This is a genomic window from Fusobacterium ulcerans (assembly GCF_003019675.1).
In the GTDB taxonomy this organism is placed as follows: Bacteria; Fusobacteriota; Fusobacteriia; order Fusobacteriales; family Fusobacteriaceae; genus Fusobacterium_A; species Fusobacterium_A ulcerans.
On record NZ_CP028105.1, the window covers coordinates 1,490,559 to 1,503,429 of the forward strand.

10 protein-coding genes, 1 tRNA gene and 3 rRNA genes are annotated in these 12,871 nt (G+C 36.9%); 11 read left to right on the forward strand and 3 right to left on the reverse strand.

The genetic code is table 11. From position 1 onward, the window contains the following. Positions 1-82: 82 nt before the first annotated feature. From C4N20_RS06930 to C4N20_RS06950, 5 genes are all read left to right on the forward strand, one after another. Positions 83-1,590: ribosomal RNA gene (locus C4N20_RS06930) — 16S ribosomal RNA — on the forward strand. A 173-nt stretch (positions 1,591-1,763) separates the two neighbouring features. After that, a 23S ribosomal RNA gene (locus C4N20_RS06935) occupies positions 1,764-4,674 on the forward strand. Positions 4,675-4,744: 70 nt separating this feature from the next. After that, positions 4,745-4,861: ribosomal RNA gene (gene rrf / locus C4N20_RS06940) — 5S ribosomal RNA — on the forward strand. The 16S, 23S and 5S rRNA genes sit together here with 1 tRNA gene alongside, the layout of an rRNA operon. 10 nt (positions 4,862-4,871) lie before the next feature. Next, positions 4,872-4,947, forward strand: a tRNA-Asn gene (locus C4N20_RS06945). A gap of 99 nt (positions 4,948-5,046) precedes the next feature. Next, positions 5,047-5,607, forward strand: a complete 561-nt coding sequence (locus C4N20_RS06950) for a nitroreductase family protein (protein WP_005982491.1) — start codon at positions 5,047-5,049, stop codon at positions 5,605-5,607. A gap of 45 nt (positions 5,608-5,652) precedes the next feature. Here C4N20_RS06950 and C4N20_RS06955 read toward each other — a convergent pair whose 3' ends face one another. The 3 genes from C4N20_RS06955 to C4N20_RS06965 are packed head-to-tail and all read right to left on the reverse strand — an operon-like array spanning position 5,653 to position 7,344. Beyond that, positions 5,653-6,348, reverse strand: a complete 696-nt coding sequence (locus tag C4N20_RS06955; RefSeq protein ID WP_005982494.1) for a hypothetical protein — start codon at positions 6,346-6,348, stop codon at positions 5,653-5,655. Positions 6,349-6,373: 25 nt separating this feature from the next. Beyond that, positions 6,374-6,838, reverse strand: coding sequence for a hypothetical protein (locus C4N20_RS06960; protein WP_005982496.1), 465 nt, complete (start codon positions 6,836-6,838; stop codon positions 6,374-6,376). Between the two features lie 56 nt (positions 6,839-6,894). Next, on the reverse strand, positions 6,895-7,344 hold the full coding sequence (locus C4N20_RS06965) for a hypothetical protein (protein WP_005982498.1): 450 nt from the start codon (positions 7,342-7,344) through the stop codon (positions 6,895-6,897). 307 nt (positions 7,345-7,651) lie between these two features. Here C4N20_RS06965 and rplS point away from each other — a divergent pair, with 307 nt between their 5' ends. The 6 genes from rplS to glmM all read left to right on the forward strand — a co-directional run bounded on the left by rplS (position 7,652) and on the right by glmM (position 12,860). Then, positions 7,652-8,002, forward strand: coding sequence for a 50S ribosomal protein L19 (rplS, locus tag C4N20_RS06970; RefSeq protein ID WP_005982500.1), 351 nt, complete (start codon positions 7,652-7,654; stop codon positions 8,000-8,002). Positions 8,003-8,114: 112 nt separating this feature from the next. Beyond that, a complete protein-coding gene (gene lepB / locus C4N20_RS06975) occupies positions 8,115-9,041 on the forward strand; it encodes a signal peptidase I (RefSeq protein WP_005982502.1) in 927 nt (308 codons plus the stop codon). Positions 9,042-9,050: 9 nt separating this feature from the next. After that, entirely contained in the window at positions 9,051-9,473 is a 423-nt protein-coding gene (gene rimI / locus C4N20_RS06980; RefSeq protein WP_005982505.1) for a ribosomal protein S18-alanine N-acetyltransferase, read from the forward strand. Positions 9,474-9,555: 82 nt separating this feature from the next. After that, positions 9,556-10,989, forward strand: coding sequence for an adenylosuccinate lyase (purB, locus tag C4N20_RS06985; RefSeq protein WP_005982507.1), 1,434 nt, complete (start codon positions 9,556-9,558; stop codon positions 10,987-10,989). Between the two features lie 3 nt (positions 10,990-10,992). Continuing rightward, positions 10,993-11,508 (forward strand): Gx transporter family protein, encoded by a 516-nt coding sequence (locus C4N20_RS06990; protein WP_005982509.1) that lies wholly within the window; start codon positions 10,993-10,995, stop codon positions 11,506-11,508. Continuing rightward, entirely contained in the window at positions 11,505-12,860 is a 1,356-nt protein-coding gene (gene glmM, locus C4N20_RS06995) for a phosphoglucosamine mutase (protein WP_005982511.1), read from the forward strand. Before C4N20_RS06990 ends, glmM begins: the two co-directional genes overlap by 4 nt. Positions 12,861-12,871 lie beyond the last annotated feature (11 nt).

Genomic DNA, 12,871 nt, shown 5'->3' on the forward strand with positions numbered 1-12,871 from the left:
AACAACAGAATAGAGAGAGATGAAAAAATCAACAAACAATAAATAAGTGTAAACAATCAGTTATATAACTGAGTAAATAGATTGAACGAAGAGTTTGATCCTGGCTCAGGATGAACGCTGACAGAATGCTTAACACATGCAAGTCTACTTGATCCTTCGGGTGAAGGTGGCGGACGGGTGAGTAACGCGTAAAGAACTTGCCTTACAGACTGGGACAACATTTGGAAACGAATGCTAATACCGGATATTATGATTGGGTCGCATGATCTGGTTATGAAAGCTATATGCGCTGTGAGAGAGCTTTGCGTCCCATTAGTTAGTTGGTGAGGTAACGGCTCACCAAGACGATGATGGGTAGCCGGCCTGAGAGGGTGAACGGCCACAAGGGGACTGAGACACGGCCCTTACTCCTACGGGAGGCAGCAGTGGGGAATATTGGACAATGGACCAAAAGTCTGATCCAGCAATTCTGTGTGCACGATGAAGTTTTTCGGAATGTAAAGTGCTTTCAGTTGGGAAGAAGTCAGTGACGGTACCAACAGAAGAAGCGACGGCTAAATACGTGCCAGCAGCCGCGGTAATACGTATGTCGCAAGCGTTATCCGGATTTATTGGGCGTAAAGCGCGTCTAGGCGGCTTAGTAAGTCTGATGTGAAAATGCGGGGCTCAACCCCGTATTGCGTTGGAAACTGCTAAACTAGAGTACTGGAGAGGTAGGCGGAACTACAAGTGTAGAGGTGAAATTCGTAGATATTTGTAGGAATGCCGATGGGGAAGCCAGCCTACTGGACAGATACTGACGCTAAAGCGCGAAAGCGTGGGTAGCAAACAGGATTAGATACCCTGGTAGTCCACGCCGTAAACGATGATTACTAGGTGTTGGGGGTCGAACCTCAGCGCCCAAGCTAACGCGATAAGTAATCCGCCTGGGGAGTACGTACGCAAGTATGAAACTCAAAGGAATTGACGGGGACCCGCACAAGCGGTGGAGCATGTGGTTTAATTCGACGCAACGCGAGGAACCTTACCAGCGTTTGACATCCCAAGAAGTTAACAGAGATGTTTTCGTGCCTCTTCGGAGGAACTTGGTGACAGGTGGTGCATGGCTGTCGTCAGCTCGTGTCGTGAGATGTTGGGTTAAGTCCCGCAACGAGCGCAACCCCTTTCGTATGTTACCATCATTAAGTTGGGGACTCATGCGAGACTGCCTGCGATGAGCAGGAGGAAGGTGGGGATGACGTCAAGTCATCATGCCCCTTATACGCTGGGCTACACACGTGCTACAATGGGTAGTACAGAGAGCTGCAAACCTGCGAGGGTAAGCTAATCTCATAAAACTATTCTTAGTTCGGATTGTACTCTGCAACTCGAGTACATGAAGTTGGAATCGCTAGTAATCGCAAATCAGCTATGTTGCGGTGAATACGTTCTCGGGTCTTGTACACACCGCCCGTCACACCACGAGAGTTGGTTGCACCTGAAGTAACAGGCCTAACCGTAAGGAGGGATGTTCCGAGGGTGTGATTAGCGATTGGGGTGAAGTCGTAACAAGGTATCCGTACGGGAACGTGCGGATGGATCACCTCCTTTCTAAGGAGATCATTTCTCTTTCTCTATTCTATTGATAATGTTCTTACAGCGTATTAAGCGCTGGATAACTTATCAAATGGACATTGGAAACTATATAGTAGATTAAATACAATTTTAACTCTTGTTTATATAAACAGAGTTAGCTGTCAATCAAATTAAACAAAAACAAAATAGGTTAAAATAATTAAGGGCACACAGGGAATGCCTAGGTAGTAAGAGCCGATGAAGGACGTGGTAAGCTGCGATAAGCTTGGGTTAGCTGCAAACGAGCGCCAACCCCAAGATTTCCGAATGGAGCAATCTGCTAAGATGGAGTCTTAGCACGAAAGAGGGTACCGAGTGAACTGAAACATCTAAGTAACTCGAGGAAAAGAAAGTAAAAACGATTCCCCAAGTAGCGGCGAGCGAACGGGGATGAGCCTAAACCATATAAGTGTCAAGGATACAGCCGTTGCTTATATGGGGTTGTGGGAAGAACGTTTGAAGAACTGTAAGATATTCAACATATCTAATGACCGAACTGGAACTAGTTGGAAAGCTAGATCGTAGAAGGTGATAATCCTGTACAGGTAAACTCATTAGAATGTATGTTCTCTCCCAAGTAACATGGAACACGAGGAATTCTGTGTGAATCTGCGAGGACCATATCTCGTAAGGCTAAATACTCTTACTAACCGATAGCGTATAGTACCGTGAGGGAAAGGTGAAAAGAACCCCGGGAGGGGAGTGAAATAGAACCTGAAACTGTGTGCTTACAAGCGGTCAGAGCTCTTCGGAGTGATGGCGTGCCTTTTGGAGAATGATCCTGCGAGTTACGTTCAGTGGCGAGGTTAAGTATAACGGAGCCGAAGGGAAACCGAGTCTGAACAGGGCGACATAGTCGCTGGGCGTAGACGCGAAACCTGGTGATCTAAGCCTGTCCAGGGTGAAGCTGTGGTAAGACACAGTGGAGGCCCGAACTCACCGCCGTTGAAAAGTTGGGAGATGAGGTAGGTTTAGGGGTGAAAAGCCAATCGAACTAGGAGATAGCTCGTTCTCTCCGAAATGCATTTAGGTGCAGCCTTGAGTGTTTAATTATGGGGGTAGAGCACTGAATGAACTAGGGGGCATATTGCTTACTGAATTCAATCAAACTCCGAATACCATAATTCAAAGCTCAGGAGTGAGACTATGGGAATTAACTTCCATTGTCAAAAGGGAAACAACCCAGACCACCAGCTAAGGTCCCTAATTATAACTAAGTGGGAAAGGAGGTGGAGATTCACAAACAACCAGGAGGTTGGCTTAGAAGCAGCCATACCTTTAAAGAGTGCGTAATAGCTCACTGGTCGAGAGTCTCTGCGCCGACAATGTAACGGGGCTAAGTTATAAACCGAAGCTGTGGAATTGCGTAAGCAATTGGTAGGAGAGCGTTCTGTAGGCCGTTGAAGGAGAAGCGTAAGCAACTCTGGAGGTATCAGAAGTGAGAATGCAGGAATAAGTAGCGAGAAAGGGGGCGAGAATCCCCCTCGCCGGAAGACCAAGGTTTTCAGGGTAAAGCTTGTCTTCCCTGAGTAAGCCGGGACCTAAGCCGAGGCTAAAATGCGTAGGCGAATGGAAAACAGATTAATATTTCTGTGCCAGTTATATTTTGTGATGGAGGGACGCAGAAGGGTATGTGCGCGGGAGAACGGAAGTTCCCGTAAAAGCATGTAGAGTGGTCTAGTAGGAAAATCCGCTAGATTAGACTTGAGGTGTGATATATAGTCGTAAGATGAATGCACAAATCCCACGCTGCCGAGAAAAGCTTCTAACGTTAAGGTATAACTGCCCGTACCCGAAACCGACACAGGTGGTCAGGATGAGAAATCTAAGGCGGACAGGCTAACTCTCGTTAAGGAACTCTGCAAAATTGCCCCGTAACTTTGGGAGAAGGGGTGCCCCTGGATGTTAACAGCTACGCGCTGTAAAGCATTTGGGGGTCGCAGTGAAGAGGCTCAAGCAACTGTTTAACAAAAACACAGGTCTATGCTAAGCTGTAAGGCGATGTATATGGGCTGACACCTGCCCAGTGCCGGAAGGTTAAGAGGAGGAGTGAGAGCTCCGAATTGAAGCCCCGGTGAACGGCGGCCGTAACTATAACGGTCCTAAGGTAGCGAAATTCCTTGTCGGGTAAGTTCCGACCTGCACGAATGGTGTAATGATTTGAGCGCTGTCTTGACGGGAGGCCTGGTGAAATTGTACTACCGGTGAAGATACCGGTTACCTACAGTAGGACGGAAAGACCCCATGGAGCTTTACTGTAGCTTGGTATTGGGTTTTGGCATTGCATGTATAGGATAGTTGGGAAACTATGAAGATATGGCGCTAGCTGTATTGGAGTTGTCGGTGGAATACCAACCATTCAATGTCGAAATTCTAATCTGTGGTTTGTAGCCACGGAAACAGTGCTAGGTGGGCAGTTTGACTGGGGCGGTCGCCTCCGAAAGAGTAACGGAGGCGTTCAAAGGTTCTCTCAGGTTGGATGGAAATCAACCGCAGAGTGCAATGGCATAAGAGAGCTTAACTGCGAGACTGACGGGTCGAGCAGGTGCGAAAGCAGGACATAGTGATCCGGCGATTCCGAATGGAAGGGTCGTCGCTCAACGGATAAAAGCTACCCTGGGGATAACAGGCTGATTTTGCCCGAGAGTCCATATCGACGGCAAAGTTTGGCACCTCGATGTCGGCTCATCGCATCCTGGGGCTGGAGAAGGTCCCAAGGGTTGGGCTGTTCGCCCATTAAAGCGGTACGTGAGCTGGGTTCAGAACGTCGTGAGACAGTTCGGTCCCTATCCACTGTAGGCGTTAGAATATTGAGAAGATCTGTCCTTAGTACGAGAGGACCGGGATGGACAAACCTCTGATGTACCAGTTGTCACGCCAGTGGCACAGCTGGGTAGTCACGTTTGGAACGGATAACCGCTGAAAGCATCTAAGCGGGAAACCAGCTTCAAGATAAGTATTCTTTAAGACTCCTTCGAGACTAGAAGGTTGATAGGTTGGGGGTGTAAGAGCTGCGAGGCTTTTAGCTGACCAATACTAATAAGTCAAAGTTTTAACCTAAAGATTGAAAGCGCGAAAGCGTATGCTACTATATAGTTTCAAGTGTCTATTAGAAATAATACACACACAGCTTGGTAAGAATAGCTGCGGGGGTACACCTGGTCCCATTCCGAACCCAGAAGTTAAGCCCGTAAACGCTGAAAGTACTTGGAGGGAAGCCTCCTGGGAGGATAGGAACTTGCCAAGCACAAATGTGTGCTTCCTTAGCTCAGTCGGTAGAGCATGCGGCTGTTAACCGCAGTGTCAATGGTTCAAGTCCATTAGGAAGCGCCATTTTTTTATTTTTTGGAAAATTTTTTATAAAGTATAAAATAAGCTATTTCATTCAATATGATATAATATATAGAGAAATATCACAAAGGAGGAATAGTAATGAGTATAATCTCTTGTATCAATGAAAGAAGAAGTATTCGTTCATATAAAGATGAACCAATATCTGAAAAAATAATAAATGAACTTTTAGAATTAGGAACAAAAGCAGCTACAGGATCTGCTATGGAACCATGGGGTTTTGTTGTTATACAAGATAAAGAAGAAATAAAAAAATTATCTGAAGAGATAAAAAAACATCTTGTTGAAAATTTTGATGAATTTCCATATTTGAAGCAATATAAAAACTGGGTAGAAAATCCTAAATACAATGTATTTTATGATGCAGGAACTCTAGTAATAATATATGGGAATACAGATTCGCACTGTAATATTTATGATTGTTCCCTTGTGGCAGGAAATATAATGCTGGGCGCTTATGAAATGGGGATAGGAAGCTGTTGGATAGGTTTTGGCGAATACATACTCAATACAAAAGAATTTAAAGAAAAATATGGAGTACCAGAGAATTATCATGTGGTTTGTCCTTTGACATTAGGTTATATGAAAATAAAACTAAAACCACCTGTAAGAAAGTCTCCTGTAATATTTAATAAAAAATAAATTGAAAGAAGCTATCTAAAATTTTTAGACAGCTTCTTTTTTTAGTTAATCACATTCTATAGAAACAAAAACCATACTTCTTGGATAATATGTAACTTTTATATCTGGAATATCCTGTATATCAAGTTCAGAAGAATAAATTGATACATCAGAATCCTCTTTAAATGATTCCAGGATCTTTTGAGTATTCCAAACAGTATTATTTATAATGAATTTTTTAGATAATGGTTCAATTAAGCGTGAATTTCTGTTTTCTAGTTTTAATATAATATAATTTGCAGAAGAATCACTTTTTAACAGCCATAGGTTAAAATATGGTTTAGTATATATTATATGGTTGTAATTTCTTTGATAGTGTATTGAACTAAAGGAAAGAGATTCAGTAACAGGTCCTTTTATAAGGTCTGATATAGCATGAATGGGTCCCTCTTCTTGAGTAAAAATCATTAAACACCATGGAATACAACACAGGCATCCTAATAAGGTTATAATTTTTTGTGTAAAGGATATTTTCCCGTTTTTTTCTTTTTCCTGATGTAGAAATTCATGTAATCCCAGATATACAAAAACAGTGGGGAATAATGCCATTTCAAATGGAAGAATTATTTTATTCCAAATTAATCCCAGTATTCCAGAATAAATAGGGTATAAAAATAGAGTAATAATAATAATTCCAATAGTAAAAAACAGCAATAACCATAAAATAGTATAAACACTTTTTTTTCTATTATTTTTTAACATATGTATCACCAAGGCTTTTTTATTTTTATTGTTCTTCTATAAATTCTTCGAAAATAAAGTTATTTTCCTCTGTATCATATTTTAATATATAATTTTTTTCAGCTTCTGCTTCAACTTCTATTTTTATTGGACCAGTAGTGGTGGTAGTAGTTTTGGTAAGACCTTTTCTTGTCCAAGAAGCTTCAGCTTCTATAATATTTTTTCCAGGGCGAAGAAAATATCCTAATTTTCTCTTTGCATAGAAATGAACTGGAGCTTCATTATTAATATAGATGATAACTAAAGCATCAGAAAGGTTGCCAAAGGCCAGTCGTGTACTTATCATCATTTTAGCTGAATCAGGATTTTCTTCTAAATAAGATTTAGCTTTTGCTTTATTTTTCTTTAGATATAACATTGTTAATGGGAGACCTATTAAAAGATATACAACACATATTATAAGAATATATCTTCCAGGTCCAGTCAGAAATGTAGAAAAAGAATTTTCCATAAAAACCTGCCTTTCATAATTTGGTATTAAAGTTAAATTAATAAATACTAATTTTTTTATTTATTTCTTTTTGTTGTAGAGATATTTACAGGTTCCTGATCATTGAAACCAAGTGCATCTAATAGTTGCAGATAACGTCCTCTTCCCAGCATACTGCAATCAATAGTTGTTCCATAATCGTTCTCATGAGTTTTAATAGTAAGATCACAAGAACTGTCTCCAGTAGTAGAACGTATCAGAGAATGAAAAGAACATTCACTTATTGTAAAGCTATGAGTTTCCTTTTTGCCACGATAGAAAGTGAGCTTGTCACCATCTATAACAACTCTGATGTTATCAAGAACTACAGCGAAATATGTTCCCCCAAGAAACACTAATGCCCCAAGACCTTTAGAAATAGTTGGAGAAAGGAAAAAATTTGCTATAATTGCTAAAACAAAACCTGCACAAACAGCAAAGAGAACATTCTTCAAAATAACTAAAGGGTTACTTTTAAATTCTTTCATACAGCACCTCCATGTTAGTATAACCTAGTTAGTAGCCATTTTAGCATAAAAAAATTTCTAAAACCACAATAAAATTTTGAAAAGTATACTGTAATATGTTAACTTTATAAAGTTAAAGATATATATTGTGTTATAAAAAAATATTTTAATTAAACATAAATTCTTGATAAAATATTCATAATAGATATTTTCAAAAAGTAAGAAATTGGATTGACATTATCCTGCTAATATGATAAACTATCTAAGTTAAAATGGATATTCCGCTTTAATCAAAATAATTAAATGAATATCTCAAGGAGGAGAAATAATGAAAGAAAAATTAATTCAATTAGTAGAACAAAACTACTTAAGAACTGACATCCCTTCATTTAAAGCTGGAGATACTATTGCAGTATACTACAAAGTAAAAGAAGGAAACAAAGAAAGAGTTCAGTTATTTGAAGGTGTAGTTATCAGAGTAAACGGTGGAGGAATTGCAAAAACTTTCACAGTTAGAAAAGTAACTTCAGGAATAGGAATAGAAAGAATAATTCCTATGAACTCTCCAATGATCGATAAGATCGAAGTATTAAAAATCGGAAGAGTTAGAAGATCTAAACTTTATTACCTTAGAGGACTTTCTGGTAAAAAAGCTAGAATCAAAGAAATCAGAAAATAATAACAGAAGCCAAGGATTTATCCTTGGCTTTTTTCTTTATTTAGGTATTTTTTTTTTTAGATTTATGATAAAATGATTGTATTGGGGAAAAATAAAATTGGAGTGATTGTAGATGGAGAAAAGTAAAATAATACTGAATGGTATTTTCTATGTGATACTGACAGCAATATTTGTGTATATTTTTGTTAAAGAAAAAGCTTTGACAGATACCATAAAAATATATAGAGATAAATTTGCTGACAAGGTCATCATGGTACTTAATATAAAAGGAAAAGTGTTGAGTAAAGGAATCAGATCAACTATAAATTTGGTAGAAACAATAGGAACAGCTCTTATTTTAGTTCTTATCATACAAAAATTTTATCTTGGAAATTTCCTTGTACCTACAGGTTCTATGATACCAACAATAATGCCGAAAGACAGACTTTTTGGTAATATGCTTATTTATAAATTTAGAAAACCTAAAAGAGAAGAGATTATTGTCTTTAAAGAACCTATTCAAAATAAGGTACTTTATACTAAGAGAGTAATGGGACTTCCTGGAGAAACAGTAAATATAAAAAATAACCATCTCTATGTAAATGGTGAAGAGATAACAACTAGAGAGTATACAAATATTGGAGAAATAGGAAATGAGAAATGGATAGTACCTAAAAAAGGTGACACTGTAGAGATAATTCCTGGAAAAGATTATTCAAAATTATTTAGAGAAAATATGATAAATGTTGGAGAAGTACAAAAGTACCTTGTAGATAATCCAGGAGCAGTTGGAGAGATACTTCCAGATCTTGAATTTAGAGTAAATGGAGAAAAAACAGGAATGCTTTTGGATTTGATACATGATTCTAAATATGTAAACAGAATACTTAAAGGTGAAAATGTAGCATTAATATCAGAAAAAGATTATTACCTTGCTCTTGGAGATAATACTAATGGAAGTTATGATTCAAGAATGTGGGGATTTGTAAGTGAAGACAGGATAAAAGGAGAAGCTTTTGTAAGATTCTGGCCGTTGAACAGAATAAAGCTTTTGAAATAGGAGTAAAAATTGATAGAAAAATTAATTGATAGAAAAAATCTTTCAGAAATAGCTGAAATGGAAAAAGAGATATTTTGTAATACAGCATTTTCAGAAAAACAACTGGAAGAGATGGAAGAAATAGATAGATATAGATTTCTTATTGTAAAAAAAGAAGAAAAAATAGCAGGTTATGTGATACTTTATGATAGTGTTGATGTGTGGGAAATAATGAAAATTGCAGTAAAAAAAGAGCATAGAAGAGAAGGTGTTGGGGAAGAACTTTTAAATTATATTTCATCTCTTGGACAGATACCTATAATGCTTGAAGTTAGAGAAAATAATACAGGAGCTATAGAATTTTACAAGAAAAATGGTTTTGAACAGATAGCTACCAGAAAAAACTATTATACTGATACAGGGGAAGCAGCTTACATAATGGTCAAAAATTGATTAATTGATGAAATAGTTTTGTATTATCAAAAATTATGAAAACAAAAACCTATAAATATATAAAAAGGATGGTAAATAAAAAATGAATATGAACATTTATTCAAACCCTTTAGCAGAAAGATATAGTTCAAAGGAGATGCTTGAGAATTTTTCACCTGACAAAAAATTCTCTACTTGGAGAAAGCTTTGGATAGCTTTAGCTGAATCTGAAAAGGAACTAGGATTGCACATAACTGATGAACAGATAGAAGAAATGAAAGCTAATATCTATAATATTGATTATGAACTTGCAGCAAAAAAAGAGTCTGAATTTAGACATGATGTAATGGCACATGTACATACATTTGGGACACAAGCTCCAAAAGCTATGCCTATAATCCACCTTGGTGCTACAAGTGCATTTGTAGGAGATAATACAGATCTTATCCAAATAAAAGATGGACTTGATATAGTTAAAACTAAACTTGTAAATGTAATATCTGAAATGTCAAAATTTGCTGTGGAGTACAAAGATCTTCCAACATTAGGATTTACTCATTTTCAAGCAGCACAATTAACTACAGTAGGAAAAAGAGCCACTCTATGGCTTCAAAGTCTTCTTCTTGACTTGGAAGAACTTGAATTCAGAGAAAAAACTTTAAGATTCAGAGGTGTTAAAGGAACTACTGGAACTCAAGCAAGTTTTAAAGAATTATTTAATGATGACTTTTCTAAAGTAAAAGCTTTAGATGAAAAGATAACAGAAAAAATGGGATTTGATAAAAGATTCCTTGTTACAGGGCAAACTTATGACAGAAAAGTTGATTCAGAAGTAATGAATCTTCTTGGAAATATAGCTCAGTCAGCTCATAAATTTACAAATGATTTAAGACTTTTACAACATTTAAAAGAAGTAGAAGAACCATTTGAAAAAAGTCAGATTGGATCATCAGCTATGGCTTATAAGAGAAATCCAATGAGAAGTGAGAGAATATCTTCTCTTGCAAAATTTGTTATAGCCCTTCAGCAAAGTACAGCTATGACAGCAGCTACTCAATGGTTCGAAAGAACTCTTGACGATTCAGCTAATAAAAGATTGTCACTTCCACAGGCCTTCTTAGCAATAGACGCTATATTGATAATCTGGAAAAATGTTTTAGATGGATTAGTAGTTTATCCAAAAATGATAGAAAAACGTATAATGTCTGAACTTCCATTTATGTCTACAGAGTACATTATAATGGAATGTGTAAAAAATGGTGGAGACAGACAGGAACTTCATGAAAGAATAAGAGTTCACTCTATGGAAGCTGGAAAAATGGTGAAAATAGAAGGAAAGGAAAATGACCTTATTGAGAGAATATTAAATGATAAATACTTTAACTTAGATAAAGATAGATTGCTGGAAATTTTATCACCTAAGAATTTTATAGGTTTTGCACCTGAGCAAACAGAAGAGTTTGTAAATGTAGAAGTAAAACCAATCTTAGAAAGATATAGTGATAAACTAGGAATGGAAGCAGCGTTAAGGGTATAAAGAATGAAAGAAAATAGACGAGAGATATATTTGACAGCATTAGTTCTACTTGCACTGTATCTTTCTCTGGCAGAAAATTTTATTCCAAAACCTTTTCCTTGGATGAAAATAGGATTATCTAATATAGCTGTTTTAATAGCTCTTGAAAAATTTGATTCTAAGCTTGCGATTGAGGTTGTACTGCTTAGAATCTTTATTCAAGCTCTTATGTTAGGAACTCTTTTCACCCCCGGTTTTATAATAAGTTTATCAGCTGGAGGAATAACTACTTTATTTATGGTTGGGCTTTATAAGTTCAGGAAATACCTTTCTCTTTTAGCAATCAGTTCTCTTTCTGCCTTTCTTCACAATATGATTCAGCTTATAGTCGTATATTTTCTGATTTTTAGAAATATCACCCTGTATTCAAAATCTATAATGATGTTTGTATGGGGCTTTTTAGCTATAGGTGTAGTGGCAGGAATAATAACAGGTTTTATTGGAGAAAAATTAAATTTAAGAAGAGGTAATGAATTATGAGAAAATATTTTGGAACAGACGGTATCAGAGGAGAAGCAAACAGAGACCTTACAGTAGATATAGCACTCAGATTAGGTTATGCACTGGGATATTATCTTAAACAGAAAAAAAATAATGGTAAAATAAAAGTCATAATGGGAAGCGACACAAGAAGATCTGGATATATGTTGAGATCAGCTCTTACAGCAGGATTAAACTCTATGGGAGTGGATATAGATTTCGTAGGAGTTATATCTACACCAGCAGTGGCACATATCACTAGAACTAAGGGAGCAGATGCAGGAATAATGATTTCAGCTTCTCACAATCCAGCTAAAGATAATGGAATTAAAGTATTTGGGTCAAATGGATATAAACTTCCAGATGAAACAGAAGCAGAAATCGAAAGATTGATGGATGATTATGCTGAAATAACTAAAGATGCCATAGCTGGAGATGAAGTAGGAAGATTTAAATATGCTGAAGATGAATATTTTCTATATAGAGATCATCTTTTGTCATGTGTAAAAGGTGATTTTACTGGAATGAAAATAATAGTTGATACAGCTAATGGATCAGCTTACAGAATAGCCAGAGATGTATTTTTAGCATTGGGAGCAGAGGTTGTAGTAATAAATGATGCACCTAATGGAAGAAATATTAACGTAAAATGTGGTTCTACACATCCAGAAATACTTGCAAAAGTAGTAGTAGGTTATGAGGCTGATTTGGGATTGGCATATGATGGAGATGCTGACAGACTTATGGCTGTTGACAGAAACGGAAATATAATAGATGGAGATAAAATAATAGCTGTTCTGGCTCTTCTTATGAAGAAAAAAGGACATTTAAAAGGAAACAAAGTAGTTACAACTGTAATGAGCAACATGGGTCTTGAAAATTATCTTAAAGAAAATGGAATAGAACTGTTAAGAGCAAATGTAGGAGATAGATATGTTCTTGAAAAAATGATAGCAAGTGAAGCTGCTATTGGAGGAGAACAATCAGGTCACATTATACTTTTGGAACATGCAACTACTGGAGATGGAATACTTACATCGCTTAAATTGGTTGAAGCATTGAGAGATGAGAAAAAATATATTGATGAAATGATAAAAGATATAAAGGACTGGCCTCAAAAACTTATTAATGTAACAGTGGACAACAAGAAGAAGAATATCTGGAATCAAAATAAAAATATAACTGACTTTATAGCTTTGAAAGAAAAAGAGATGGAAGGTCTAGGAAGAGTATTGGTAAGAACATCTGGAACTGAACCGTTGGTAAGAGTAATGGTAGAAGGAAAAGATATGTCTATGGTGGAAAAAGTAGTTAATGAAATTGCTGAAATTGTAAAAAAAGAATTAGCATAAACAGGGTGAAT

Bases quoted from the DNA above. Each gene is read 5' to 3' on its own strand.
- glmM (WP_005982511.1), top strand. From the start codon at position 11,505: ATGAGAAAATATTTTGGAACAGACGGTATCAGAGGAGAAGCAAACAGA.
- purB (WP_005982507.1), top strand. From the start codon at position 9,556: ATGAATATGAACATTTATTCAAACCCTTTAGCAGAAAGATATAGTTCA.
- C4N20_RS06965 (WP_005982498.1), bottom strand. From the start codon at position 7,344: ATGAAAGAATTTAAAAGTAACCCTTTAGTTATTTTGAAGAATGTTCTC.
- C4N20_RS06990 (WP_005982509.1), top strand. From the start codon at position 10,993: ATGAAAGAAAATAGACGAGAGATATATTTGACAGCATTAGTTCTACTT.
- rplS (WP_005982500.1), top strand. From the start codon at position 7,652: ATGAAAGAAAAATTAATTCAATTAGTAGAACAAAACTACTTAAGAACT.
- C4N20_RS06955 (WP_005982494.1), bottom strand. From the start codon at position 6,348: ATGTTAAAAAATAATAGAAAAAAAAGTGTTTATACTATTTTATGGTTA.
- C4N20_RS06950 (WP_005982491.1), top strand. From the start codon at position 5,047: ATGAGTATAATCTCTTGTATCAATGAAAGAAGAAGTATTCGTTCATAT.
- lepB (WP_005982502.1), top strand. From the start codon at position 8,115: ATGGAGAAAAGTAAAATAATACTGAATGGTATTTTCTATGTGATACTG.
- C4N20_RS06960 (WP_005982496.1), bottom strand. From the start codon at position 6,838: ATGGAAAATTCTTTTTCTACATTTCTGACTGGACCTGGAAGATATATT.